The organism is Streptomyces sp. Ru62, from assembly GCF_002920615.1.
Taxonomy (GTDB): Bacteria; Actinomycetota; Actinomycetes; order Streptomycetales; family Streptomycetaceae; genus Streptomyces.
This window is the reverse complement of record NZ_PQSU01000009.1, coordinates 40,577-65,623: the sequence shown is the minus strand read 5'-3', so window position 1 is coordinate 65,623 and position 25,047 is coordinate 40,577. Positions and strand designations below refer to the sequence as shown.

Here is a 25,047-nt window from a genome sequence, read left to right as displayed (position 1 = left end):
GACCTTCTTCGCGAAGGCCCCAGCACAGTTGGGAGCCAGTACTTATGCGTACCCCCGATCCCGCTTCGACGACGGGTCCGGACCGGCGTACGGTGCTCGCCGTGCCACTCGCCGTGGGCGCGGTCCTTGCGGTCGGCGCCGGGCAGGCGCAGGCGGCCCCGCGGCCGGGCGGCGGCGCCCCGCACGCGCACCCGTACGCGCCGCGGTTGGAGACGGTGGCCACGTTCGACGGCGCGATGCCGACCGGTGTCACGGTCTCGCGCGGCGGCCGCGTGTTCGTGAACTTCCCCCGGTGGGGCGACGACGTGCCGTTCACCGTCGCGGAGATCCGGCACGGCAAGCCCGTCGCCTACCCGGACCGGGAGATCAACACCCCTGACACCGCCGCGCCGGAGCGACACTTCCTGGGGGTGCAGAGCGTCGTCGTGGACGCCGCCGACCGGCTGTGGGTGGTCGACACCGGCCGGGTGGAGTGGGCCGACGCGCCGTACGGCGGGCCCAAGTTGGTGGCCGTCGACCTGGCCACCGACAAGGTGGTGCGCACCATCGTCTTCCCCGCCTCGGTGGCCGGTCCGCGCAGCTTCGTCAACGACGTGCGCTTCGACCTGGTCCACGGCTTCGCCTATCTCACCGATGCCACACCGGACGGCCCCAACGGGCTGATCGTCGTGAACCTGGCCACGGGTGAGTCGTGGCGGCGCCTGGACGACACCCCGTCGACGCTTCCGGTGCCGGGTTTCGTGCCGACGGTCGACGGCCGGCCGATGCTGAACCGTCCGGACGGCACGTCAGCGGGAACGCCCATCAACATCGGTGTGGACGGTATCGCGCTGAGCCCCGACGGTGAGTGGCTGTACTACTGCCCGCTGTCCAGCCGGCGACTGTACGCGGTGCGCACACGCGACCTCACCCGTCTCCGGGAGACCGACATCGAGGTGCACGACCTGGGTGTCAAGGGGATGTCCGACGGTCTGGAGACCGACCGTGCGGGGCGCGTGTACGCGGGTGACATCGAGCGCAAGGCGATCGTCCGGCGCGACACCGACGGCAGCTACCACACGCTGGTTCAGGACGAACGGCTCAGCTGGCCCGACACGTTCTCCATCGGCTACGACCACAAGCTCTACGTCGTCGCCAACCAGCTCAACCGCCAGGCCGCCTACAACGGCGGCACCGACCTGCGGCGCAAGCCGTACGTGCTGTACCGCCTGCCCATCGGCAGCGGGCCGGCACGCCGCTGACCCGAACCGGCTCAGGCCGGGCTCCACTCTCCGCAACCGATAGCCCGAAAGGCAGATTCCCGCATGTCCCGCAAGCTCATCCGTGCCGCCGTGGCGACCGCCGTCGCCACCGCTGTAGCGGCCGGTACCGCGCTGGCCGCGCAGCCGTCCGTCGCAAAGGACCACCAGCGGACCGGCTCCCACGCCTGGCCCTGGAAGCTGGTCGACGGATCGCCCGACCTGGTGAGGCCGACGGCGCTGACGGTGGACCGCTCGATCGGCGCGCGCCGGGCGGCGGTCGAGGTACGTCTCGCGCAGCAGCTGTACACCTTCTGGAACACGGGTGAGAAGAAGTACCTCGACGCGTCGGTCAGCCCGGACTTCGTGGACAACACCCTGCCGCCCGGCCGGCCGCAGGGCCCCGAAGGCCCAGTGTTCGCCTCACGGAACTTCCGCGCCGCCGTGCCCGACCTGACGTGCGAACTGGCCGACCTGCTGATCACCGGTGACAAGATCACCGCTCGGCTCGTCTTCCGGGGCCACTTCACCGGCACCTTCGACGGAGTCCAGGGCACGGGCCAGAAGGTGGATTTCAACGCCATCGACATCCAGCACGTCGGCGAGCGGCAGATCGTCGAGGACTGGCACATCGAGGACAACCAGACCTTGCTGTCCCAGCTCGGCGTCGACTGACCGACCGTACGCAGGATCTCCGCCACGTGGTCCCCGCTCCACCGGAGCGGCGGAACCACGCGGTCGTGCCCACGGTCGTCCACCGGGAGCGGCACCGGACCGACCGGTGCCTTCCCGGCACGGGCACCCCCGGCACCGCGTCCGGTGACGGGGTGTGCCGCGCATGCCGGCGTCCACGGTCCCCGGAGGGAGCGACGGCGAAGGCCCCCGGTCACAGCACGGGTCACACGTGTTCGTGTGCGGCAGTCCGCAGCACGTGTGTCCCGCGCGCACCACTCAGAAGGTGTCGTCCGGCCCGTCCCGTACTGCGCCGGATCTGATACGTGTGTCGGCTCGGAGTCCCCGGCGGCGGGATGTTCTGCGAGCTGGGCGAGGAGCCAGGCGAGAGCGACCTGCCCGGGGGTGGCCTCCTTTGCCCTGGCGAGCGTCGCGACGTGGTCGACGAGAACCTGGTTCGCCGCGCGATTCTCCGTCGTGAAGCGGGGGACGGTCGTGCGGACGTCGCCGTCCGTGAACGAGGTGAAGGCGTCCACCGTCCCGGTCAGGAAGCCCTTGCCGAACGGGCTGAACGGCACGAAGCCGACGCCGAGTGACACGCAGGTCGGCAGGACCTCAGCCTCGGGGTCCCGGGTCCACAGCGAGTGACGCCGGTGTGATGGCCGGGGCGGTCGAAGCCGACGCCACGATCACGATGGCGGACGCACGCGACGGCGCGGAAGTGGCCGCCGCCCTGCTCGTCGAAGGCGACCACCGCAGGGAGACCGTGCTGACCACCGGCCGGGAAGCGCTGTCCTCAGCGGACTGTGCCGCGCTCGTCGGCAAGGCCGCCAGCAAGGATGTCCCCTGCCACCACGTCCCCGCCCAGCAGGTGCTCGACGGGCTCCTGGCGACCGGGCTCCCCGACTGGCCGGCCGAGGCGCTGCCGGCCCTCCAGCAGATGTACGACACCGGCGAGCTCAACCCGGACAGTGACGGCGTGCAGCCGACCGCTCGTCGCGGGACGCAGCAAGGGCCCCGCTCGCGGGAATGAACGCCTCAGGCAACGGGCTGTTCTCCGATATGAGCGAAGCAGTAGTGGCCGCCGCGTACGGCGGCCCCGAGGTCCTGTCCCTGACCGACGTCGCCGTCCCGGAGCCTGGCCCGGGTCAGGTGCGCATCGCGGTCCGCGCGGCCGGAGTCAACCCCTTCGACCACAAGACGTACAGCGGTGCCTTCGGCGCCGACCCGCAGCGGCTGCCGCTCCGGCTCGGCCTGGAAGCGGCCGGCGTGGTGACGGCGGTGGGCGCCCACGCGACCGGCCCCGCGGGTCCGATCGCGGTGGGTGACGAGGTGATCGCCTACAGGGCGCCCGGCGCCTACGCGGCCGAACTCGTCGTTCCTGCCGAGTCCGTCATCCCGAAGCCGGCGGCCCTGTCGTGGGAACAGGCCGGCGGGCTGCTGGCCGCGGGCGTCACCGCCGTACACGTCCTCGAAGCGACCGGTGTGAACAAGGACGACACGGTGCTGATCCACGGCGCCGCGGGAGGCGTCGGCCTCGTGGCCGTCCAGGAGGCGGTGGCACGCGGAGCCACCGTGGTCGCGACGGCGAGCCCGGCCAAGCACGAGGTGCTGCGCGAGCTGGGAGCGATCCCGGTCGCGTACGGGCCGGGACTGGCGGACCGGGTACGGGCTGCCGCGCCGTCCGGTGTGGACGCCGCGGCGGACCTGGTGGGCACCGACGAGGCGGTGGACGTCTCCCTGGAACTCGTGGCCGACCGTTCCCGCATCGCCACCATCGCGGGTTTCCAGCGCGGCGCCCAGGCGGGGATCAAACTCCTCGGCGGCGCGCCCGGCGCGGACCCCGGAACCGGCATCCGGGACGCCGCCCGCCTGCACCTGACGGAAGCCGCGGCGGCCGGCCGGCTGCGCGTCATAGTGGCGTCGAGCTATCCGCTGGCTGAGGCCGCGGCAGCCCATCGCGAGAGCATGGCCGGCCACACGACCGGAAAGATCGTCCTGGTCCCGTAACCGCTCGTCGAGTCGCGAGGTCCGCGGCCGAAGGAGGCGCAGGCGGCGCCGGGAGAACCACGAACGGCGCTGCCTGCGAGGCGACAGCGACTCCCCGCGTACGCGGCTCGGCCGAGAACCCGCGTCCTGGGAGGAAGCGTTCGCCACCCGCCGCGCGGGGTGGGGCCCTGGCGCCCGGACGCCGCGGCACATTGCATGGAGGCGCGGTCCGAAAGAGCTGACCAGGACTCAACGCAGCCGCCGGCGGTACTGGGGGCCGGTGGGCCGTCTTGCGCACGTCCGTCACCCCGGTCGGCTCGTCGACCGGGGTGACGGTGAGGTCGATTGCGGCACCGCCGGAGACGTCGGGGGCTCACACCATGCGCAGGGTCCAGCTCCAGCGGTGCACCCCCGGTGAGACGAGGTAGGCGGGGAAGGTGTCGGGGCCGCAGGAGGCCGTTCCGAGGCCCCGGTGAGCGGCGTCGATGTGGACCACACAGCCGGGACGCGGCGTGAGTTCGTCGTGGTGCGCGGCGGCGGTGAGGTCTTCGGCGCGGTAGCGGGTGACGGAGACCTGGCGCGGCTCGTCCAGCTCGACCGCGAGTCCGGTGGCGCCGGGCGACGACAGGGTGAACCGCCGTACGCCGTGCCGGCCTCCGCTCTCCTGTGGCCGCAGATACGGGGTGAACAGGTCGTCGACGGGCAGCGCGTGGTGGCCGACCGGTGCTCCGGCGGCCCGGTCCGGATACGACTCCCAGGGACCCTGTCCGAACCACTCCAGCAGATCGAGCCCGGCCACCGTCTCGAAGACCGAGCCGATGCGGGCCACGTCGTGGAACTCCTCGGGCAGCTCGGCCGACTCGTCGACGCGGACGCCGCCCCCGACAGGCGTGAATGCCTGCCGGTGCCGTACCACGCCGAGGGTGCAGGCGTATGCGGCCTCCACGGTCACCCGTGTGCCGTCCCGGTGTACGGAGACGACCTTGCGCACCATCCGGTCCAGGCCCCAGGCGCGCCACCGCATCGCCATCCCGCCCAGCTCGTCGTTGTCGGTGGGCGCCCGCCACAGCGACAGCGTCGGGGCGGTGGTCAGCAGCGGGTGGCGCAGCAGCCCCTCGGCGTCCACTTCGACGGCCGGCCCGGCCACGACCGGCTCCCTCGGGGCGTCCGCCGCCCGCAACCGGATCCGGGGCGTGCACACCTCCGTACCGGCCGGCGCCCACGCCTGGTCCTCCGCCGTCGTCACCCGCAGCGTCAGCCACGCCTCGCCGCCGTCGGCCGGCACCGCGAACGGCAGCGGTACGGCCGCGGTCTCACCCGGCCGCAGATCGGGCAGTTCGGCCGGGCCGGTCAGGGTACGGCCGTCGGCCAGCGCGAGCTCCCAGGTGCCGGTCAGCCAGTCCAGGCCACGGAAGTGCTGATGGTTGGCGAGGACGACGCCCTCGTGCCTGAAGCACCGGATGCGGACCGGCGCCGCGATCTCCCGGTGCTCGTACATCGCGGGCTTGGGAGTGCGGTCGGGGAAGACGATCCCGTCCGCGACGAACGCCCCGTCGTGCAGGGTCTCGCCGAAGTCACCGCCGTACGCCCAGCGGTGGCCGGGCGCGGCGACACCGTTGCCGTGGAGTCCGGCGCCCGCGCGCCCGACCGGCCTGCCGTCGCTCACGCGCTGGAGGATTCCGTGGTCCCAGAACTCCCAGATGAACCCGCCCTGAAGACCCGGAGTGGACTCGATGGCGGCCCAGTGGTCGGCCAGCGTGCCGTTGCTGTTGCCCATCGCATGGGAGTACTCGCACTGGATCAGGGGCTTGGTCTGCTCCCCGGACAGCGCGTGTGCCAGGCAGTCCTCCAGCGGCGCGTACATGGGGCAGGCGATGTCGGATGCCACGTCCGGATCGGCCCAGCCGCGCTTGGCCGCGCCCTCGTACTGGATCGGCCGGGTGGGATCGTGCCGGCGCACCCAGCCCGCCGCCGCGTCGTGGTTGGCGCCGTAGTCGGACTCGTTGCCCAGCGACCAGACGATGATCGAGGGGTGGTTCTTGTCGCGCAGCACCATGCGCGCGACGCGATCCACGAAGGCGTTCAGGTAGCGCGGGTCGTCGGCGATCTCATGGGCGTGGTCGTGGGACTCGATGTCCGCCTCGTCGACGACGTAGAAGCCCAGTTCGTCGGCGAGGTCGTACAGCCACGGGTCGTTCGGGTAGTGCGAGGTGCGGATCGCGTTGAAGCCGAACCGCTTCAGCAGCACCAGGTCCGCGCGCATGTCGTCGTACGAGACCGTCCGCCCGGTCAGCGGATGGAAGTCGTGCCGGTTGACGCCCCGGATGAAGACCCGCTCGCCGTTGACCAGCAGGTCCCGGCCGACGATTTTGACGTCCCGGAAACCGACGCGGTGGTACGAGGAGTCCGCGACCGTGCCGTCCGAGCGGTGCAGCCGGACGGTCAGCCCGTACAGCTCGGGCTGCTCCGCGTTCCAGGTGCGCACCTCGGGCACGACGGCGTGGACACGGGCCTCGCCCAGGAAGTCGGAGACCCGCTCGTCCGCCGCGTTGAGCCGGTCGAACTCGGCGTCCTGGGCGAGGGGATCACCGTCCAGGTCACCGGTGACGTACCAGCCCGCGGGCAGCGCCCGGTCGCCCGCCGCGTTGCGCACCAGGCAGTCCACTCGCAGGTCGCCGTCCTGGCGTGCCCGTACGGTCACGTCCGCGAGGTGCAGGGGGTCGGTCGTGTACAGCAGCACGGAACGGGTGATCCCGCCGTGCCACCACTGGTCCTGGTCCTCGATGTGCGTGGCGTCGGACCACTTGACCACCGTCAGCCGTACGACCGAGGGCTCACCGGGGCGTACGAAGCCGGTCAGGTCGAACTCGGCGGCCAGGTGGGAGTCCTTGGAGAGGCCGACGGGCCGTCCGTCGACGTGGACCAGCAGCACGCTCTCGGCGGCCCCGACCTGCAGGACGATCCGGCGGCCGGCCCAGTCGGCGGGGACGTCCACGTGTCGTTCGTACACACCGGTGGGATTGGCGGCGGGCGACTGTGGAGGGAATTCCGGGAACGGCATACGGACATTGGTGTACTGCGGCAGGTCGTCGGTGTCCTGCATGGTCCACGCGCCCGGGACGTGTGCCTTCGACCATGTGCCGTGGACCGTCGCCTCCGGCGTCGGCAGCAGCTGGAAGCGCCAGTCGCCGTCCAGGCAGAGGGCGCCGGAGCGCCGGTCGACGGCGTTCATCGGCAGCCGCCCCCAGGAGGTCACCTCGGGTGCCTGCCAGGGGCGCAGTGCCAGAAGCGGGTCCGTCACCGGATGGCTCCCTTGCCGAGGTCGCCGATGATCTGCTTGGCGCCGATCGCGAAGACGATCAGCAGGGGGACGAGGGCGAGGAGCGCGCCGGTCACGACGATTCCGTAGTCGGTGGTGCCGTGCGTGCCGTTGAGCTGGGACAGGGCCACCTGGAGGGTGACGTTGCGGGGGTTGGTGAGGGCGATCAGGGGCCAGGCGTAGTCGTTCCACTGACCCATGAAGGTGAAGATGCCGAGGAAGGCCAGGCCGGGCCGGACGACCGGCAGGGCGACGTGCCAGTACTGGCGGAGGAAGTTCGCGCCGTCGATGCGGGAGGCGTCGAGGAGTTCGTCGTGGATGGCGCCCCTCATGTACTGGCGCATCCAGAAGATGCCGAACGCGTTGGCCGCGGCCGGCACGATCAGCGAGGTCATCGAGCCGATCCAGCCCAGCTTCGCCATGATCACGAACTGCGGGATGGCCGACAGCTGCGCCGGCACCATGAAGATGACCATGAGCAGTGCGAACAGCGCGTTCTTGCCGGGGAAGTCGAACTTGGCGAAGACGAAGGCCGCCAGCGAGTCGAAGAACAGGACCAGGAAGGTCACCGAGCCCGCCACCAGCAGCGAGTTCCCCATCGAGCCGAAGAAGGCGACGCTGTGGAAGAGGTTGCGGACGTTCTCCAGGAAGTGCGAGCCCGGCAGCAGCTTCGGCGGGTAGGCGAAGATCTCCGACGACGTGTGCGTCGACATGATGACCGCCCAGTAGAACGGGAAGGCCGACAGCACCAGACCGACGATGAGGACGGCGTGCAGCGCGATGCCCCGGGTGAAGGTTCCCCGGATGCGCTGGGGCCTGCGGGTTCCTTGGATGGATGCCATGGTGACCGGCCTTCCTAGTCTTCGCCCCGGCGCTGCACCAGGCGCCAGTTCACGATCGAGAAGAGGATGACGACGAGGAAGACGCCCCACGCCACGGCGGCTCCGTAGCCGAAGTCGTTGTTGTCGAAGGTCTGCTGGAAGAAGTAGAGGACCATCGTCCGGCCCGCGTGGCCGGGACCACCGGAGAACGTCGACTCGTTGGCCGTGTTCTGCAGCAGCACCTGCGGTTCGGAGAAGCTCTGCAGGCCGGTGACCGTGGACACCACGAGCACGAACAGCAGCACCGGCCGCAGCATCGGCAGCGTGATCCGGAAGAAGGTCTGCACGGGACCGGCGCCGTCCATGCGGGCCGCCTCGTACAGCTCGCTCGGGATGGTCTGCAGGCCGGCCAGGAAGATGATCGCGTTGTAGCCGGTCCACTGCCAGGTCATCAGCGTCGCGATGGCGATCTTGATGCCCCACGGCGTGTTCAGCCACGCCACCTGATCGAGGCCGACCGCCTGCAGGAACGCGTTCACCAGGCCGAAGTTCGTGGAGAAGACCGAGCCGAAGACGATCGCGACGGCCACCACCGAGGTGACGTTCGGCAGGAAGTAGGCGAAGCGGTAGACGTTCTTGAAGCGGACCGCCGAGTTCAGCATCACGGCCGTCACCATCGCCAGGAAGATCATGGGGAAGGTGGCCAGCGCCCAGATGACGATGGTGTTCCCGACCGACTGCCAGAAGTCGCTGTCGCTCAGCAGGTACTGGTACTGCGACAGACCCGCCCACTCCATCGGGCCGAGACCGTCCCAGCGGTGGAGGGAGACGTAGAGCGAGAAGCCGACCGGTATCAGGCCGAAGCAGAGGAAGAGGAGGTAGAAGGGGGAGATCGCGGCATAGAGGTGCCAGTACTTGCGCAGCCCCGTACGGGGGCGGCCGGTCGTGACGCTTTCCACGGTCGGCGCTGGCTTTTCGAGTGCGGTGGCCATCAGTAGCTCACCCCCAGGTGCTCGGCGATCCGACGGCACTTGCCCATGGCGTCCCTCCAGGCCTTCTCCGGGTCCTTGCCCAGGACGCCGACGTTCTTGATCTCGTCGAGCAGGGGCTGCGAGAGCGCCACGTCGTACGGACTGTTGTAGGCGACCACGATCTTCTGCGCGGCGGGGCCGAAGACGTCAGTGGTCACCTGACCGCCGAAGAAGGGGTCCGGATCCCGCAGTTGCTTCATGTCGTACGTGGCGGGGGTGGACGGGAACAGACCCGCGTCGACGTACCCCTGGGCCTGGTTGGCGGCGTCCAGGATCCAGGTGATGATCTGAAATGCCTGCTCGGGCTCCCGGCACGCCTTGGTGATCGACAGGAACGATCCACCGCTGTTGGAGGGCCGCACCGGCATCTGCGCCACGCGCCACTTGCCCTTGGTCTTCGGTACCCCGCTCTTGAGGTCGTACGTCGCCCAGGAGGCGCCGAGCTGGCTGGGCAGCTTGCCGTCCTGCACGGCCGACAGCTGGTCCGGTGTGCCGGTGACCAGGTCGGATACGATCTTCCGCTGCTTGGCCTCCACGGCCAGTGCCCAGGCGTGGCGCACATGCGCCTGGTCGCCGATGAAGTGCCGGTCCTTGTCGACGTACCGCTCGCTGCCCTGCTGCACCACGTTGGTGAAGACGGACGTGATGTCGGTGAGCAGACAGGTCCCCGGGATCCTCTTCCTCAGCTGCTCGCCGGCCGCGAAGAACTTCTCCCAGGTGTTCAGCTCCTGGGAGACGTCGTCGGGTTCGTAGGGCAGCCCCGCCTTCCGGAAGACGGGGTACTGGTAGAAGTGCGCGACCGGCCCGCAGTCGATCGGAAACCCGACCATCGTGCCGTCGTCGGCGAGACCCTGCTCCCACTTCCAGGACAGGTACCGGCTCTTGTACCTGTCGGCGCCGAGGGTCCTGAGGTCGACGAACTGGTCGGCGTTGGGCAGGTAGGACGCCATGTCCTCGCCTTTGAGGCCCGCGATGTCGGGGATGTGGGCCCGGCCGGTCATGGTGGTGAGCAGTTTCGACCGGTAGTAGCCGCCGATCTTGATGGCCTGCAGGTCGACGTCGGCGTCGTAGCGGGTCGTCGCCTTCTGGACGACCGTGTCGCTGAGCCCGCCGTCCCAGTACCACAGGACCATGTTCCGGCCGGTGGAACCGGTCGGCACGGCACAGCCGGACGCCAGGCCGCCGAGCGCCGTGGCGGCCGTACCGGCCAGGCCCGCGCGCAGCAGGCCTCTACGTGAGAGCCGCACAGCTCCCACCGCCTTTCGGGGTCTTTTCGTGACTTCGCATGAACGTGGGGGTGGGGGTCAGTGCCGCCGTGCGGGGGGAGTGACGGGTGCGTACCGCACCGGTGGGCCGGGGTCGGCCGGCAGCCTGTCCGCGAGGAAACCGTAGGCGCGCCTCAGGTCGGGGTCGGCCGCCGATGAGCGCCACCAGCGGTCGACGCCGTACCAGCCGGGGGCGGCGAGCGCGCCGCCGGGGTGCTGGACGGACAGTCCGGCGGCGAGGACGGCGAACCGCAGCCGTTCCGCCAGCGGCCAGCCGCCCAGCGAGGCGGCTACGAAGCTCGCCCCGAAGACGTCCCCCGCGCCCGTCGCGTCGAGGACGTCCACGTCGAGGGCCGGGACCTCCGCGTACTCGCCGGTCGTCTGGTCGACGGCCACCGCGCCATGACCCCCGCGCGTCACCACCGCCACCGGGACCAGCTCCGCGAGGGCGCGCAGCGCGGCGGCCGCGGTGTCGGTGCGGGTGTAGGCCATGGCCTCGTGCTCGTTGGGGAGGAAGGCGTGGCACAGCGCGAGCTGGTCGAGCAGGTCGCGGGACCACTGCTGGGTGGGGTCCCAGCCGACGTCCGCGTAGACGCGGGTGCCGTTCGCGGCCGCCTTGGCGATCCACTCGCGCGGCTCGGCATCCAGGTGCACCAGGGCGGTGCGCGCCTCGGGCGGGTCGCCCATCAGCGCGTCCTGCGAGTACGGCGGCTCCTGGCCGTGGGTGATCAGGGCGCGGTCGCCGCCGTGTGCGAGGGAGACGGTGACCGGGGTGGGCCAGCCGTCCGCGGTGCGGGAGAGCGAGAGGTCGACGTCCTCCTGGTCGCGCAGGACGTCCCGGCAGTGCTCGCCGTAGAAGTCGTCGCCGAAGACCGTGGCCAGCGAGGTGCGCAGACCGAACCGGGACGCGGCCACCGCGAGGTTCGCGATCCCGCCGGGGCCGCAGCCCATACCGGCCGTCCAGATCTCCTCGCCCGGTGCCGGCGGCTTCGCGAGCCCCGTGAGGACGAGGTCGTAGAAGAGCAGCCCGGTCAGCAGCACATCGGGCCTGTCGTCGTCCACACGCCACCCTCTCGTCAGAACTCGTCAATTTCGATGACCGGAATCGTGCGCCGCTCGCCGAGATTGGTCAATAGTCGAGCAGAAGTGAGCATGGATTTGATTGAAGATGAAGAGTAGTGTTCGTGGCGTGCTGGCAGAACGACGACATCAACTCATCCTGCGGGCCCTGCGCTCGGGTGGTCCCGCCGCCGTGACCGATCTCTCCGAGCAGCTGGGCGTGAGCCCCGCCACGATCCGGCGCGACCTCGTCAAGCTGGAGGAGGACGGGCTGCTCACGCGGGTGCACGGCGGCGCGGTCGTGGAGGAGGGCGACCAGCCCTTCGCCGAGGTCGCCGGGGTGCGCGTGGCCGAGAAGGACGCCATAGCGGAGCGTGCCGCGGCCATGGTCGCCGACGGCCAGTCGGTGCTGCTCGACATCGGCACCACCGCCTACCGGCTGGCCCGTCACCTGCACGGCCGCCGCCTCACGGTCATCACCAGCAACCTGGTCGTCTACGAGGAGCTCGCCGACGATGAGGGCATCGAACTGGTGCTGCTCGGCGGCATGGTCCGGCGCGAGTACCGGTCCCTGGTCGGCTTCCTCACCGAGGACAACCTGCGCCAGTTGCACGCCGACTGGCTGTTCCTGGGCACCAGCGGGGTCCGTCCGGGCGGACAGGTGATGGACACGACGGTCGTGGAAGTGCCGGTCAAGCGAGCCATGATCGACGCGAGCGACAAGGTGGTGCTGCTCGCCGACGCGGCCAAGTTCCCGGGTACGGGTATGGCGAAGGTATGCGGTCCCGAGCACCTGGACATGGTGGTGACCAACGCTCCCATCGACCCGGCGACCCGGTCCTCCCTGGAGGAGGCCGGCGTCGAGGTGGTCATGGCAGGAGCAGGAAGGGTACGGACGTGAAACTGACGATCCTGGGCGGCGGTGGATTCCGGGTGCCGCTGGTGTACGGGGCACTGCTGACGGACCGCGGCGAGGGGCGGGTGACCGAGGTCGTCCTGCACGATCTCGACGCCGGCCGGCTGCGGGCGGTCGCCCGTGTGCTCGCCGAACAGGCGTCGACCGTGGACGACGCCCCGACCGTGACCACCAGCACGTCCCTGGACGAGGCCCTGCGCGGTGCCGACTTCGTCTTCTCCGCGATCCGCGTCGGCGGCCTGGAGGGCCGCGCGAACGACGAGCGGGTCGCCCTGGACGAGGGCGTCCTCGGCCAGGAGACGGTCGGCGCGGGCGGTATCGCCTACGGTCTGCGGACGGTCCCCGTCGCCGTCGACATCGCCCAGCGGGTGGCCCGCCTCGCCCCCGACGCCTGGGTCATCAACTTCACCAACCCCGCCGGCCTGGTCACCGAGGCCATGTCCCGCCACCTCGGCGACCGCGTCATCGGCATCTGCGACTCCCCGGTCGGCCTCGGCCGCCGTATCGCCCGGGTCCTGGGCGCCGATCCGCAGGAGGCCTGGATCGACTACGTCGGCCTCAACCACCTCGGCTGGGTGCGCGGCCTGCGCGTCGCGGGCCGGGACGAGCTCCCGCGCCTGCTCGCCGACCCCGGCCTGCTCGGCTCCTTCGAGGAGGGCAAGCTCTTCGGCACCGACTGGCTGCGGTCCCTCGGCGCGATCCCCAACGAATACCTGCACTACTACTACTTCAACCGCGAGGCCGTCCGCGCCTACCAGCAGGCCGAGAAGACCCGCGGCGCCTTCCTGTGCGACCAGCAGGCGCACTTCTACCAGCAGGTCGGGGATCCGGGCGTGAAGGCCCTGGACGTCTGGAACCGCACCCGCGCCGAGCGCGAGGCGACCTACATGGCCGAGAACAGGGAGACTGCGGGCGCCGGCGAACGCGACGCCGACGACCTCTCCGGCGGCTACGAGAAGGTCGCCCTCGCCCTGATGCGCGCCATCGCCCGCGACGAGCGCACCACCCTGATCCTCAACGTCCGCAACCGCGGCACCCTGTCGGTGCTCGACGGGGAGGCCGTCATCGAGGTGCCCTGCTTCGTCGACGCCAACGGCGCCCACCCGGTCGCCGTCGACCCGCTGCCCGACCACGCCACCGGTCTGGTCTGCGCGGTGAAGGCCGTCGAGCGCGAGGTGCTCGCGGCCGCCGAGTCCGGCTCCCGCGCGACGGCCGTGAAGGCGTTCGCGCTGCACCCGCTGGTCGACTCGGTCAACGTCGCCCGCCGGCTGGTCGAGGGCTACACCGCGGTCCATCCCGGCCTGGCCTACCTCACCTAGCCCAGCCGCTCAGCAAGCGCCTTCCAGCCCTCATCCGGAGACCGCCGGCCTGCCCACCTCACCTGGCGAGCCGATCAGCCGGTGCTTCAGCCCTCTTCTGGAGACCTCCATGCACGACGAACGCCGCCGGATCGAGGAGCGCGTAGAGCGTCTCCACAACCAGCGCATCAAGCCCGCGATCCACGCGGCCACCGTCCCCTTCGAGGTGGCGGCCTGGCAGGCCCCCGGGGAGCCGGTGCCCTTCGAGGAAGCCGCGGCCGCCCCGTACGAGCCGTTCGCCGTGGACACCCCGTGGGGCCCGCCCTGGGGCACCACCTGGTTCCGGCTGCACGGCCGGGTGCCCGCCGAGTTCGCGGGTCGCCGCGTCGAGGCCGTCATCGACCTCGGCTTCGTCGGCGACTGGCCCGGCAACCAGGCCGAGGCTTTGGTCCACCGCACCGACGGGACCCCGCTGAAGGCGGTCAACCCGCTCAACCAGTACGTGCCGATCGCCAACCCGGCGACCGGCGGCGAGGTCGTCGACTACCTGCTTGAGGCCGCCTCCAACCCCGACATCCTCGCCGGCGACTTCGCGGCCCCGACCCCGCTCGGCGACGTCCTGACGGCAGGCGACAAGCCGCTCTACACCTTCAAGCGCGCCGACATCGCCGTCCTCGACGAAGAGGTCTGGCACCTCGACCTGGACCTGCAGGTGCTGCGCGAGCTGATGCTGGAGCTGGGCGAACACGACCCGCGCCGGCACGAGATCACGCACGCCCTCGACCACGCGATGGACCTGCTCGACCTGGACGACATCTCCGGCTCGGCGCCCGCCGTCCGCGCGGCACTGAAACCGGTGCTGTCGAAGCCGGCGCACGCGAGCGCCCACCGCATCTCCGGCGTGGGCCACGCGCACATCGACTCGGCCTGGCTGTGGCCGATCCGCGAGACGAAGCGCAAGACCGCCCGGACCTTCTCCAACGTGACGTCGCTGGCGGACGAGTACGAGGAGTTCGTCTTCGCCTGCTCGCAGGCCCAGCAGTACGAGTGGGTGCGCGACAACCACCCGCGCGTGTGGGGCCGCATCCAGGAGTCGGTCAAGAAGGGCCAGTGGGCGCCGGTCGGGGGCATGTGGGTGGAGGCCGACGGCAACCTGCCCGGCGGCGAGGCAGTCGCCCGCCAGTTCGTGCACGGCAAGCGGTTCTTCATCGAGCACTTCGGTGTGGAGACCAAGGGCGTCTGGCTGCCCGACTCCTTCGGCTACAACGCGGCCTACCCGCAGCTCGCCAAGCTGGCCGGCAACGAATGGTTCCTCACCCAGAAGATCTCCTGGAACCAGACCAACAAGTTCCCCCACCACACCTTCTGGTGGGAGGGCATCGACGGCACCCGCATCTTCACCCACTTCCCGCCCGTCGACACCTACAACGCCTGCTTCAGCGGCGAGGAGATGTCCCGCGCGGTCCGCAACTACGCCGAGAAGGGCGCCGCGACCCGGTCGCTGGCCCCGTTCGGCTGGGGCGACGGCGGTGGCGGCCCCACCCGCGAGATCATGGAGCGCGCCCGACGCCTGAAGAACCTGGAGGGCTCCCCGCGGGTCGAGATCGAGCACCCGGACGCGTTCTTCGCCAAGGCACGCGCCGAGTACGAGGACGCGCCGGTCTGGGTCGGCGAGCTCTACCTGGAGCTGCACCGCGCCACCTACACCTCCCAGGCCCGCACCAAGCAGGGCAACCGGCGCAGCGAACACAAGCTGCGCGAAGCCGAGTTGTGGGCCACGACGGCCGCCCTGCACGCGCCCGGCTACCGGTACCCGCACGAGAAGCTCGACCGGCTCTGGAAGACCGTCCTGCTCCACCAGTTCCACGACATCCTGCCGGGCTCCTCGATCGCCTGGGTGCACCGCGAGGCCGAGGCCGAATACGCGCGCGTCGCCGGGGAACTGGAGGCGCTGACCGCCGAGGCGATCGCCGCGCTGGGCACCGGCACCGCACGGGTCTTCAACACCAGCCCCTACGCCCGCGCCGAGGTCGTCCGCGACGGTGCGGGTGCGCCGGTGTACGTCGAGGTCCCGGCGAGCGGCAGCGCGCCACTGACCGGCGGCGCCCAGGCTCCGCGGCCGGTGACGGTCGACGGCCGGGTCATCGACAACGGCCTGGTGCGCGTACGGATCGCGGACGACGGCACCCTGGCCTCGGTGTACGACCTGCGGGCGAACCGCGAGGTCCTCGCCGACAAGGGCAACCTCCTGCGCCTGCACACCGACCTCCCCAACTACTGGGACGCCTGGGACGTCGACAAGCACTACAGGAACCGCTACACGGACCTGCTGGACCCCTCGGAGATCACGGTCGTCGAGCAGGACCCGCTCCTCGGCGCGATCCGTGTCAGCCGTTCGTTCGGTAACGGCTCGAAGATCACCCAGACGATCACGCTCCGGGCCGGCAGCCCCCGGATCGACTTCGAGACGGACATCGACTGGCACGAGGCGGAGAAGTTCCTCAAGGCCGGCTTCCCCGTGGACATCCGTGCCCCGCACTCCTCCGCCGAGATCCAGTTCGGCCATGTCCAACGGCCCACCCACACCAACACCAGCTGGGAGGCGGCCCGCTTCGAGGTCTCCGGCCACCGCTGGGTGCACATCGCGGAGCCCGGCTACGGCGTCGCCGTCATCAACGACTCGACGTACGGCCACGACGTCTCCCGCACGGTCCGCGAGGACGGCGGTACGACCACCACCGTCCGCCTCTCCCTGGTCCGCGCCCCGCGCGTCCCGGACCCCGGGGCCGACCAGGGCCGGCACCGCTTCACCTACTCCCTCCTGCCCGGCGCGAGCATCGCGGACGCGGTCGCCGAGGGCTACGCCCTCAACCTGCCGCTGCGGATCGCCGAGGCGGCGGGCGAGCCGCGGCCCGTCGTCTCGGTGGACGGCGAGGGAGTGACCGTCGAGGCGGTCAAGCTCGCCGACGACTCCTCCGGCGACGTCGTGGTCCGCCTCTACGAGTCCCGCGGCGGCCGCGCCCAGGGCCTCCTGCGCACCGGCTTCCCCCTCGCCGCCGCCCAGGTCACCGACCTGCTCGAACGCCCCCTGGAAGCCGCGACCACCGACGGCGACACCGTGCCCGTCGAGCTGCGCCCCTTCCAGATCCTCACCCTCCGCCTGCGCAGGAGCTGACCGATGGCCATGCAACCCTGGTTCACCGACGCCAAGTTGGGGATCTTCGTGCACTGGGGCATCTACGCCGTCGACGGGGTCCAGGAGTCCTGGTCCTTCTACGACGACATCGTGCCGCACGACCAGTACATGTCCCAGCTGCAGCGCTTCACGGGCGCCCACTACGCCCCCCGGGCGTGGGCGGACCTGTTCGCCCGCGCCGGCGCCCGATACGCCGTCCTGACCAGCCGCCACCACGACGGCGTCGCCCTGTGGGACACGGCGCACGGCGACCTCAACCTCGGCAGGGACTACCTCGGCCCCTACGCCGAAGCCCTGCGCGACAAGGGCCTGAAGGTCGGCCTGTACTACTCGCACTCCGACTGGAACCACCCCGACTACGCGAGCACCCGCAAACCCGGCCGCCCGCCGGAGCTGGAGGACAACCGCTACTCGGAAGTGGCCGCCGAGGACGAGGACCTGGACGCCTGGGAGCGGTTCATCGCGTACCGGGACGGACAGATACGGGAGCTGGCCTCCCGCTACCGGCCGGACCTGATGTGGTTCGACGGCGAGTGGGAACGCAGCGAGGAACAGTGGCGCATCCCCGAACTGGCCGCGCTCATCCGCTCGTACGTCCCGCACGTCGTCTTCAACGCACGCATGCTCAGCGAGGGCGACTACGCCACCCCCGAACAGGGCGCCCCCATCGTGCCCCCGGACGGCCCCTGGGAACTGTGCCTGACGATCAACGACTCCTGGGGCTACCAGCACCACGACCACAACCACAAGTCCCTCGCCCAGCTGATCCGCTACTTCACGGAGACCATCGGCGGCGGCGGCAACCTGCTGCTCGACGTCGGCCCCATGGAGGACGGCACCATCCCGCAGCCGCAGGTCGAGCGCCTGGAGGGGCTGGGGGAGTGGATCCGCACACACGCGCAGGCCGTGTACGGCACCGTGCGCGGCCTCCCGCCCGGGCACCACTACGGTCCCAGCACCCTCTCTCCCGACCGGCGCACCCTCTACCTCACGGTGTTCGACGCCCCGCGCGCCGAGATCGGCGTCCGGGGCCTGGCCACCAAGGTCAACAAGGTCACCGTCCTCGGTACCGGCACCGAACTCCGCCACCGGGTGATCGGCGGACTCCACGAGGCGGTCGGGGTGCTGTGGATCGACCCGCCTGCCGAGTCCGACCTCGACCCGTACGCCACCGTCCTCGCCGTCGAACTGGACGGCGAACTGGAGCTGTACCGGGGGGCCGGCCGGTTCTGACCCCGGTGATGCCTGTGCGTCCGGAGACCTGAGGACCGGACCTCACCGCGCCTCGCTCGCGTGCCCGCTGCCGGCGGGCGCGTGTGCCCGCTCGTCGTCACCGAGGCTGGTAGACAGTGGCCTGTATGGAAACGGTGACCTGATCGGGCAGGAAGCCGTCCCGGCTGAGGTCCGCCTGGCTGACGTGGCGTGCGCTCGGCGTCATCGCCACCAGGGCCAGGACATCCGGCCTCGACAGGGTCGCGGCGTACTCCACCCGTTCGGTGACGACCGCCTCGAAGAAGGGGTTCAGCGCCCGGTGCAGGCGCGGTTCCTTGGCCGGGTCGATGGCGACCATCCCAGGCACCCGTTCGCGCAGCTCGGCCAGGTGTCGCCCGCCGGGACGGACCACGATCAGCCTTCCGGTCGGGCGCAGCACGCGGTGGAACTCGGCCGGGTTGCGCGGGGCGAACACGTCCAGCACGACGTCGGCCACCGCGTCGGCGAGCGGGAAGGGACGGTAGACGTCCCAGGCCACCGCGGCGGCTCGGTGGTGGGCACGGGCTGCCGAGCGCAGCGCGCGCACCGACGTGTCGAGCCCCAGCCCACGGGCGCCGGGCAGCCGGTCGAGTACGCCGGCCAGGTAGTAGCCCGTGCCGCACCCCACGTCCACGACCGTGGCCTGCTCAGACATGGCGTCGGCCACCAAACGGGCCCCGACTTCGCGGATGGGCGCGTAGGCGCCGGTGGACAGGAACCGGCCCCGGGCCTGGACCATGGCTGCGTCGTCGCCGCTGGTGGCGCGGGTGCCCGTCAGCAGGCTGGCGTAGCCATGGCGGGCGACGTCGAAGGTATGGCCCACAGGGCAACGCAGCGCGCCGCGCCCGGGGTGCAGGCGGCGGGTGCGACACGTCGGGCAACGCAGCAGGTCGAGGGAGAGTTCGAGGGCAGGGGGAAGCGACACGGGCATGAGGCACTCCTGGCAGGTCGTGGAGGGAAGGGACCGTGCCTGCACGCGCCCGGAGCGTCACTGCCGGAAAGAGGAACGGGCAGCGTGGGAAGCGTGGTTCACGAAGCAGGCACGCCAAGGAGGGCGATGCCGTCCGACATCGCCCTCAACGCCTTCCGATCACAGGAAGCAGCAGTGCGGGGTGCTCATGAATGCCACGTCACGAGTGTACGAGCATCGGCGAACCCCTTACGTCGTAGTGGCGGCGGTGATGGTGGTGAGCAACGGGCGGTTGAAGTGTTCAACTTCGTCGTCGTTCTGGGCCGCCGGGGCTGGCCGTCGGGTTTCGGGGCGTGGCCGGCCCGGTAGAAGACCAGGTCAGCAGGCTGATGCGGCAAAGGTGATCGCTGTGGCCGCGGCGGCTCGGAGTGGCGAGAGGCGCGTCCCGGCGCCAGCCTGGGAGGGTCCGTTGAGCGACAGGACGGGAGACACACATGACCTCCGCACTCCGTCACCACTGCCTTCGTACGCTCGGCGCCGGTGCTCTCTCCGTGGCGCTGCTCTCCGGCGGGACGACCGGAGCCCTGGCCGCGAGCCCGAGCCCCAGCACCATGGCCTCGATCACCGTGAAGGCCGACAAGACCGAGGTGAAGGCCGGGGACACGGTGACGTTCACCGGCCGCACGAAGGGCCTGAAGGTCGGTTCCCCGCTCGTGCTCCAGCACGAGAAGTCCGGCAAGTGGACCCCGCTCAGGGCGACCGCCAAGGTCAAGAAGGGCAGCTCGTACGCCCTGATCGCCAAGCTCAACACCAAGGGCGCCGAGCATCTGCGGATCGCGGGCGTGAGCGGGTCCGAGAAGGTCTACTCGCCCACGGTGACGGTCAAGGTGAAGTGAGCCCCCGCACCAGCGGTGTCCGCGCGAGGCTCTCGCTCTCAGCCCCCACGAAGGCGAGGATGTCGGCGTTGAGGACCTCGGGGTGCGTCGACAGCATCCCGTGGGGGTAACCCTCGTAACTCTTGAGCGTGCCGTTCCTGAGCAGCTCGGCGGACTTCGGGCCCGAGTCGGCGTACGGAACGACCTGGTCGTCCGTCCCGTGCATCACGAGGACGGGGACGTCGATCTTCTTCAGGTCCTCGGTGAAGTCGGTTTCCGAGAACGCCTTGATGCACTCGTAGTGCGCGATCGCCGCGCCCATCATGCTCTGCCACCACCACCGGTCGATCAGTCCCTGGGACACCTGGGCCCCGGGCCGGCTGAAGCCGTAGAACGGGCCTGCGCGTCGAAGACCTCGATCGGGGTGCCCTCGGGGTTGCTGTCCTTCTTCACCATGACCGGCGGGACGGCCGCGACGAGTACCGCCTTGGAGACCCGGCCGGGCTTGGCCTGCGCCACATAGCGCGCGACCTCGCCGCCGCCGGTGGAGTGCCCGACGTGCACGGCCCCCTGTAGGTCGAGTGCGTCGGCCAGCACGTTGACGTCGGCGACGTAGGTGTCCATGTCGTGGCCGGTCGAGGGCTGGCTGGATCGCCCGTGCCCGCGGCGGTCGTGGGCGATGACCCGGTACCCCTGGGAGAGGAAGAACAGCAACTGGGCGTCCCAGTCGTCGGAGCTGAGCGGCCAGCCGTGGTGGAAGACGATCGGCTGGGCGTCCCGTGGACCCCAGTCCTTGTAGAAGATGACGGTGCCGTCCGGCGTGGTGACTGTACTCATCGCTGATTCCCCTGCTGTGTCGGATGGTCAGTTGTGCGTTGTGCGAGTCGCCGCGCCCGGGCCAACGCGGTGCACCGGCCGACCCCGACCGCTTGGAGGATGAGGTCCACGACCTCGTCCGGGTGAGCGAGCACGACCACGTGCGAGGAGTCGGTCTCCACGCGGCTGCTTCCGGCACGGCGGCAACCGAACCACTGCACGTCGGTCCAAGCGGGCTTCGTCCTCCGGGCCGTGGCACTCGCCTCTCGGCGCACGCCGGACCCGCCGGCGTGCCCTGCGACGATCGGTGCGCAGTACGGCCGTCGTTGCGGTGACCGGCAGGTCGGTGCCGACCAGATGCCCGGCAGAGGCTAGGCGGGCGGCGCGTCGGGGCGGGCGTCGTACGCGGCGCGGGCGGCGTCGATGTCTGCCAGGTGCGTGATGCTCCACTCCAGCAGGGGCGCGGTGGCCTGCCGGAGGGTCTTGCCCATCGGAGTGAGTTCGTAGCTGACGTGCGGCGGCATGACGTTGCGGACCGTCCGCGTGAGGATTCCGTCGCGTTCCAGGCTGCGCAGGGTGACGGTGAGCATGCGCTGGCTGATTCCGTCGATGGCCCGCTTGAGTTCGGTGAAGCGGCGCGGCCCCTGGCTGAGGTTGCGCACGACCAGCAACGACCATTTGTCACCGACGATACCGAGCACTTCGCGGGTCCGGCACGGCTCCTCCTGCCGGCCCGGCCGTGACTCACTGCCTGCGGCGCTCATGGTCACCTCCAGGGAACCGGGGCACCGAAATGTGCCTTATTGCTCGGGGCATCGTAGGTGCACCACGATGATGTCGGTTCTCAAAGAGTACCGAGGCACGGATGGGAACTGCTCGTTCCCGCGCCCGCGCAGCCCGGAGAGGAAGACTGACATGTCGACATTCCTGCTGGTACACGGTGCCTGGCACAGCGGCCGGTGCTGGGAGCGGGTGGTCCCGCTGCTGGAGTCGGCCGGACATCGCGTGTTCGCACCCTCGCTGACCGGCTGCGGCGACAAGGCACACCTGCTCAGTCCCACGGTGGGGCTCGATACACACGTTGAGGACGCCGTCAAGCTGATCCACGAGGAGGACTTGACCGACGTGATACTCGTCGGTCACAGCTACGCGGGCCTGGTCATCTCGTCGGTCGCCAACGAGGTCCCGGAGCGGGTGGCGCAGTTGGTGTATCTGGACGCGATGGTCCCCGAGCACGGCGAGACCGCCGTCGACGTCCAGCCCATCACCCAGCACCTGATCGACCAGGCCGCGCAGTCCGGCAGCGGCTGGCGCGTTCCGCCGCTGCCCGAAATGCCGCCGCCCTACGGTCTGTTCGGTGTCACCGACCCGGTGGACGTCGCGTGGCTGCGCGCGATGCTCTCCGACCATCCGGTGCGCTGCCTGCAGCAACCGGTCCGCCTGGACAACCCGGCGATGGAGTTGATTCCGCGTTCGCACATCCACTGCGTCGGTGTGCAACCGGAAGGCATAACGCGCAGGCCCGTCCCCCCGATACAGCCCAATGGTTCTCCCGCACGGGTGTGGGAACTGCCGACCGGGCACGACTGCATGGTCACCATGCCGGCAGAGCTGAGCGAACTGCTGCTCAAGCTCTGATCAGCCTGGCAATTCGCTCTGCTGATCACCCGGTTCGGACTGATCCATGCGTACGCACCTCCACGGCCGGCCACCAAAGGCACCTACTGAGGGAGGAGTTCGCGTACGAGCGCGGCCACCTGTTCCACTTCGATCAGGAAACCGTCGTGACCGTAAGGGGATTCGATCACCCGGAGGTGATCTCCCGTGCGGATTCCGGCGGCCAGCTCCGCCTGCTGGGCGAGGGGATACAGGCGGTCCGAGCGCACCCCGGCGACCAGCGTCCTCGCGGTGACACGGCGCAGAGCGGCGCGCGTACCACCGCGACCACGGCCGATGTCGTGCGTGTTCATGGCCTCTGCCAGCACGACATAACTGCCGGCGTCGAAACGGCGCACCAGCTTGGCGGCATGGTGGTCGAGATAGGACTCGACCTGGTACCGGCCTCCGTTCCACGGATCCTCCGTGCCCTGGGGCGCGCGACCGAAGCGGATCTGCAGCTCCGCCTCGCTGCGGTACGTGACGTGGGCGATGCGGCGGGCCAGCCCGAGCCCCGCGTGCGGACCCCGGCCCGTGTCGTGATAGTCGCCGCTGTGCCAGTGCGGGTCGCTGCGGATGGCGTGGAGCTGGATGCCGGCCCAGGCGATCTGCTCCGCGCTCGACGCCGCCGCGGTGGCGAGCAGGAGGAGTGCGCCCGTGCGCTCCGGATACGACACGGCCCACTCCAGGGCACGCATGCCGCCCATGGAGCCGCCGACCACCAGGGCCCAGCGGTCGATGCCGAGCGCGTCGGCCAGGCCGGCTTCCGCGGCGACCTGGTCCCGCTGTGTCAGCGTGGGGAAGGCGCCGCCCCAGCGCGGTCCGTCGGGACGCTTCGAGGACGGCCCGGTACTGCCCTGGCAGCCGCCCAGCACATTGGGGGCGACGACGAACCACCGGTCGGTGTCAAGGGCCAGACCGGGCCCCACGAGCCCGTCCCACCAGCCGGGGGTGGGATGACCGGGCCCGGCCGGTCCGGCGACATGACTGTCGCCGGTGAGCGCGTGGAGCACCAGTACGGCGTTGGAGCGGTCCGGTGCCAGGCGCCCCCACGTCTCGAACGCCAGCCGGACACCGGGCAGTTCGCCCCCTGCTTCCAACGGCAGCGGGTCCTCCCGCACGTGCCACTGGCGGCGACCCGGAGGGTCCCCCTCCCGCCAGGCCCCGGAGGGTGGCGGGAGGGGAATCTCGGAGGTCGCCAGTACGGCGCTCAGGACGCGCCCTTCGCCGCGCGGAAGCCCGCCTCCAGGTCCGCCTTGAGGTCGGCGAGGTTCTCGATGCCGACCGACAGCCGAACCAGACCGGGCGAGGCGCCGGTCGCCGCCAACTGCTCCTCATCCAGCTGGCTGTGGGTGGTGGACGCCGGATGGATGATGAGACTGCGCACGTCGCCGATGTTGGCGAGGTGGCTGAACAGCTCGACGGCGTCGACGAACCGCTTGCCGGCCTCGACCCCGTCCCGCAGTTCGAAGGCCAGCACCGCGCCGGCGCCGCGCGGCAGATAGCGCAGCCCCGCGTCGTACCACCGGTTGGACTCCAGCCCCGGGTAGTGGACGGCGACGACCTCGTCGCGCTGCTCCAGCCATTCGGCCAGGGCCTGGGCGTTGGCGGAATGCCGTTCGACGCGCAGGCTGAGCGTCTCCACGCCTTGCAGCAGCAGGAAGGCCGAGTGCGGGGAGAGTGCGGGGCCGATGTCGCGGAGCAGCTGCACGCGCAGTTTGACGGCGAAGGCACCCGGGCCGAGCGCGGGCCAGTACCGCAGGCCGTGGTAGCTGGGGTCCGGTTCGCTGAAGTCGGGGAAGCGCTCGCTGTGCGCACCGAAGTCGAACGTGCCGCCGTCGACGACGACGCCGGCGATGGTGGTGCCGTGCCCCCCGAGGAACTTGGTCGCGGAATGGACGACGATGTCGGCGCCGTGCTCGATCGGCCGCAGCAGATACGGGGTCGGCACGGTGTTGTCCACGATCAGCGGGACGCCCGCCGCGTGGGCGGCGTCGGCCACCGCCCGTACGTCGAGAACGTTGCCGCGCGGATTGCCGAGCGTCTCGGCGAACAGGGCCTTCGTGTTCGGCCGGACCGCTGCGCGCCAGGCTTCGAGGTCGTCCGGGTCGTCGACGAAGGACACCTCGATGCCGAACTTGGGCAGGGTGTGCCGGAACAGGTTGTACGTGCCGCCGTACAGGGACGTGCTGGAGACGATGTGGTCGCCCGCGCTCGCCAGAGTCAGGACGGCGAGGGTCTCCGCGGCCTGCCCGGAGGCCACGGCCACCGCGGCGACGCCCCCTTCGAGCGCGGCGATGCGCTGCTCGAAGACGTCCTGGGTCGGGTTGTGGATACGGGTGTAGATGTTGCCCGGCTCGGCGAGCGAGAACAGGTCGGCGGCATGCTGGGTGTCGCGGAAGACGAACGAGGTGGTCTGGTAGATCGGCACCGCCCGCGCCCCGGTCGTCGGATCCGGCACGGCGCCGGCGTGGACCTGCTTGGTCTCGAACGACCAGGCCGAGGTGTCGGGGCCCACTGGTTCGTCCTCGGGGGCGTGGCCGGCGGTGACGGAATCGAGCGGCTGGCTCATGGTTCTCCCTTGTGCGGGGCGTTCGGGGTGCGTGAAGAGACCGCGCGGCTGCTGTCCGGGCCTGGAAGACGGCAGGGCGGAGGACAGCGCGGTGCGGAGGGAAGAGGGGGAAATCAGATGCCGGAGCGCGAAAGTCAGCTCACGGCGCGACAACACATGGTGG

The 25,047-nt window shown here is 70.6% G+C and carries 19 protein-coding genes and 2 pseudogenes; 10 read left to right on the top strand and 11 right to left on the bottom strand.

Annotated features, from left to right (window positions below):
- The first annotated feature begins 101 nt into the window (after positions 1-101).
- On the top strand, positions 102-1,241 hold the full coding sequence (locus C3492_RS14035) for an L-dopachrome tautomerase-related protein (RefSeq protein ID WP_103812237.1): 1,140 nt from the start codon (positions 102-104) through the stop codon (positions 1,239-1,241).
- Between the two features lie 63 nt (positions 1,242-1,304).
- Complete coding sequence (locus C3492_RS14030) at positions 1,305-1,913, top strand: ester cyclase (protein WP_103812091.1); 609 nt, start codon at positions 1,305-1,307, stop codon at positions 1,911-1,913.
- 362 nt (positions 1,914-2,275) lie between these two features.
- Here C3492_RS14030 and C3492_RS14025 read toward each other — a convergent pair.
- Positions 2,276-2,509 (bottom strand): annotated as a pseudogene (locus C3492_RS14025) (aldo/keto reductase); the annotation flags it as partial.
- A gap of 59 nt (positions 2,510-2,568) precedes the next feature.
- Between C3492_RS14025 and C3492_RS14020 the strand changes: the two are divergent.
- Entirely contained in the window at positions 2,569-2,943 is a 375-nt protein-coding gene (locus C3492_RS14020) for a hypothetical protein (RefSeq protein ID WP_103812090.1), read from the top strand.
- Between the two features lie 44 nt (positions 2,944-2,987).
- Positions 2,988-3,920: an NADP-dependent oxidoreductase gene (locus C3492_RS14015; protein WP_103812089.1), complete on the top strand. Its 933-nt coding sequence runs from the start codon at positions 2,988-2,990 to the stop codon at positions 3,918-3,920.
- Between the two features lie 352 nt (positions 3,921-4,272).
- Here C3492_RS14015 and C3492_RS14010 read toward each other — a convergent pair whose 3' ends face one another.
- From C3492_RS14010 to C3492_RS13990, 5 genes are read right to left on the bottom strand one after another with little or no spacing between them, the layout of a single operon-like run.
- Positions 4,273-7,200 carry a glycoside hydrolase family 2 TIM barrel-domain containing protein gene (locus C3492_RS14010; RefSeq protein ID WP_103812088.1) on the bottom strand — a complete coding sequence of 976 codons (2,928 nt, stop codon included), beginning with the start codon at positions 7,198-7,200 and terminating at the stop codon, positions 4,273-4,275.
- Complete coding sequence (locus tag C3492_RS14005; protein ID WP_103812087.1) at positions 7,197-8,060, bottom strand: carbohydrate ABC transporter permease; 864 nt, start codon at positions 8,058-8,060, stop codon at positions 7,197-7,199. The genes C3492_RS14010 and C3492_RS14005 overlap by 4 nt, the downstream gene beginning before the upstream one ends.
- Before the next feature lie 14 nt (positions 8,061-8,074).
- Positions 8,075-9,031: a carbohydrate ABC transporter permease gene (locus C3492_RS14000; protein WP_103812086.1), complete on the bottom strand. Its 957-nt coding sequence runs from the start codon at positions 9,029-9,031 to the stop codon at positions 8,075-8,077.
- Positions 9,031-10,317 carry an ABC transporter substrate-binding protein gene (locus C3492_RS13995; RefSeq protein WP_103812085.1) on the bottom strand — a complete coding sequence of 429 codons (1,287 nt, stop codon included), beginning with the start codon at positions 10,315-10,317 and terminating at the stop codon, positions 9,031-9,033. The genes C3492_RS14000 and C3492_RS13995 overlap by 1 nt, the downstream gene beginning before the upstream one ends.
- A 57-nt stretch (positions 10,318-10,374) precedes the next feature.
- A complete protein-coding gene (locus C3492_RS13990) occupies positions 10,375-11,397 on the bottom strand; it encodes a carbohydrate kinase family protein (RefSeq protein ID WP_103812084.1) in 1,023 nt (340 codons plus the stop codon).
- A 127-nt stretch (positions 11,398-11,524) separates the two neighbouring features.
- Between C3492_RS13990 and C3492_RS13985 the strand changes: the two genes are divergently transcribed.
- The 4 genes from C3492_RS13985 (at position 11,525) to C3492_RS13970 (ending at position 18,037) form a co-directional block, all read left to right on the top strand.
- Positions 11,525-12,295, top strand: a complete 771-nt coding sequence (locus C3492_RS13985) for a DeoR/GlpR family DNA-binding transcription regulator (RefSeq protein WP_103812083.1) — start codon at positions 11,525-11,527, stop codon at positions 12,293-12,295.
- Complete coding sequence (locus C3492_RS13980) at positions 12,292-13,629, top strand: 6-phospho-beta-glucosidase (protein WP_103812082.1); 1,338 nt, start codon at positions 12,292-12,294, stop codon at positions 13,627-13,629. Before C3492_RS13985 ends, C3492_RS13980 begins: the two co-directional genes overlap by 4 nt.
- Positions 13,630-13,738: 109 nt before the next feature.
- Positions 13,739-16,783, top strand: a complete 3,045-nt coding sequence (locus C3492_RS13975; protein ID WP_103812081.1) for a glycoside hydrolase family 38 C-terminal domain-containing protein — start codon at positions 13,739-13,741, stop codon at positions 16,781-16,783.
- Positions 16,784-16,786: 3 nt separating this feature from the next.
- Complete coding sequence (locus C3492_RS13970) at positions 16,787-18,037, top strand: alpha-L-fucosidase (protein WP_103812080.1); 1,251 nt, start codon at positions 16,787-16,789, stop codon at positions 18,035-18,037.
- Positions 18,038-18,134: 97 nt separating this feature from the next.
- Here the strand turns inward: C3492_RS13970 and C3492_RS13965 are convergent, their stop codons facing one another.
- Positions 18,135-18,986: a methyltransferase domain-containing protein gene (locus tag C3492_RS13965; RefSeq protein ID WP_103812079.1), complete on the bottom strand. Its 852-nt coding sequence runs from the start codon at positions 18,984-18,986 to the stop codon at positions 18,135-18,137.
- Positions 18,987-19,459: 473 nt separating this feature from the next.
- On the opposite strand from C3492_RS13965, the gene C3492_RS13960 reads away from it, so the two are divergent.
- Positions 19,460-19,861 (top strand): hypothetical protein, encoded by a 402-nt coding sequence (locus C3492_RS13960; RefSeq protein WP_103812078.1) that lies wholly within the window; start codon positions 19,460-19,462, stop codon positions 19,859-19,861.
- On the opposite strand, the pseudogene C3492_RS13955 reads toward C3492_RS13960, so the two are convergent.
- Together C3492_RS13955 and C3492_RS13945 are read right to left on the bottom strand one after the other, a co-directional pair.
- Positions 19,848-20,677: pseudogene (locus tag C3492_RS13955) on the bottom strand (alpha/beta fold hydrolase). The gene C3492_RS13960 and the pseudogene C3492_RS13955 sit on opposite strands and share 14 nt — an antisense overlap.
- 350 nt (positions 20,678-21,027) lie before the next feature.
- Complete coding sequence (locus C3492_RS13945) at positions 21,028-21,420, bottom strand: helix-turn-helix domain-containing protein (RefSeq protein ID WP_103812077.1); 393 nt, start codon at positions 21,418-21,420, stop codon at positions 21,028-21,030.
- Between the two features lie 151 nt (positions 21,421-21,571).
- Between C3492_RS13945 and C3492_RS13940 the strand changes: the two genes are divergently transcribed.
- Positions 21,572-22,294, top strand: a complete 723-nt coding sequence (locus tag C3492_RS13940) for an alpha/beta fold hydrolase (RefSeq protein ID WP_103812076.1) — start codon at positions 21,572-21,574, stop codon at positions 22,292-22,294.
- Between the two features lie 83 nt (positions 22,295-22,377).
- Here the strand turns inward: C3492_RS13940 and C3492_RS13935 are convergent, their stop codons facing one another.
- Together C3492_RS13935 and C3492_RS13930 are read right to left on the bottom strand one after the other, a co-directional pair.
- Positions 22,378-23,514 (bottom strand): homoserine O-acetyltransferase, encoded by a 1,137-nt coding sequence (locus tag C3492_RS13935; protein WP_374938347.1) that lies wholly within the window; start codon positions 23,512-23,514, stop codon positions 22,378-22,380.
- An 8-nt stretch (positions 23,515-23,522) separates the two neighbouring features.
- Positions 23,523-24,884 (bottom strand): bifunctional o-acetylhomoserine/o-acetylserine sulfhydrylase, encoded by a 1,362-nt coding sequence (locus tag C3492_RS13930; RefSeq protein ID WP_103812074.1) that lies wholly within the window; start codon positions 24,882-24,884, stop codon positions 23,523-23,525.
- Between the last annotated feature and the right edge of the window lie 163 nt (positions 24,885-25,047).

Excerpts from the sequence above, each read along its gene's own strand:
- C3492_RS14000 (WP_103812086.1), bottom strand. The coding sequence starts at position 9,031 with ATGGCCACCGCACTCGAAAAGCCAGCGCCGACCGTGGAAAGCGTCACG.
- C3492_RS13940 (WP_103812076.1), top strand. The coding sequence starts at position 21,572 with ATGTCGACATTCCTGCTGGTACACGGTGCCTGGCACAGCGGCCGGTGC.
- C3492_RS13975 (WP_103812081.1), top strand. The coding sequence starts at position 13,739 with ATGCACGACGAACGCCGCCGGATCGAGGAGCGCGTAGAGCGTCTCCAC.
- C3492_RS14005 (WP_103812087.1), bottom strand. The coding sequence starts at position 8,060 with ATGGCATCCATCCAAGGAACCCGCAGGCCCCAGCGCATCCGGGGAACC.
- C3492_RS13965 (WP_103812079.1), bottom strand. The coding sequence starts at position 18,986 with ATGCCCGTGTCGCTTCCCCCTGCCCTCGAACTCTCCCTCGACCTGCTG.
- C3492_RS13970 (WP_103812080.1), top strand. The coding sequence starts at position 16,787 with ATGGCCATGCAACCCTGGTTCACCGACGCCAAGTTGGGGATCTTCGTG.
- C3492_RS13945 (WP_103812077.1), bottom strand. The coding sequence starts at position 21,420 with ATGAGCGCCGCAGGCAGTGAGTCACGGCCGGGCCGGCAGGAGGAGCCG.
- C3492_RS13960 (WP_103812078.1), top strand. The coding sequence starts at position 19,460 with ATGACCTCCGCACTCCGTCACCACTGCCTTCGTACGCTCGGCGCCGGT.
- C3492_RS14020 (WP_103812090.1), top strand. The coding sequence starts at position 2,569 with ATGGCCGGGGCGGTCGAAGCCGACGCCACGATCACGATGGCGGACGCA.
- C3492_RS14030 (WP_103812091.1), top strand. The coding sequence starts at position 1,305 with ATGTCCCGCAAGCTCATCCGTGCCGCCGTGGCGACCGCCGTCGCCACC.
- C3492_RS13930 (WP_103812074.1), bottom strand. The coding sequence starts at position 24,884 with ATGAGCCAGCCGCTCGATTCCGTCACCGCCGGCCACGCCCCCGAGGAC.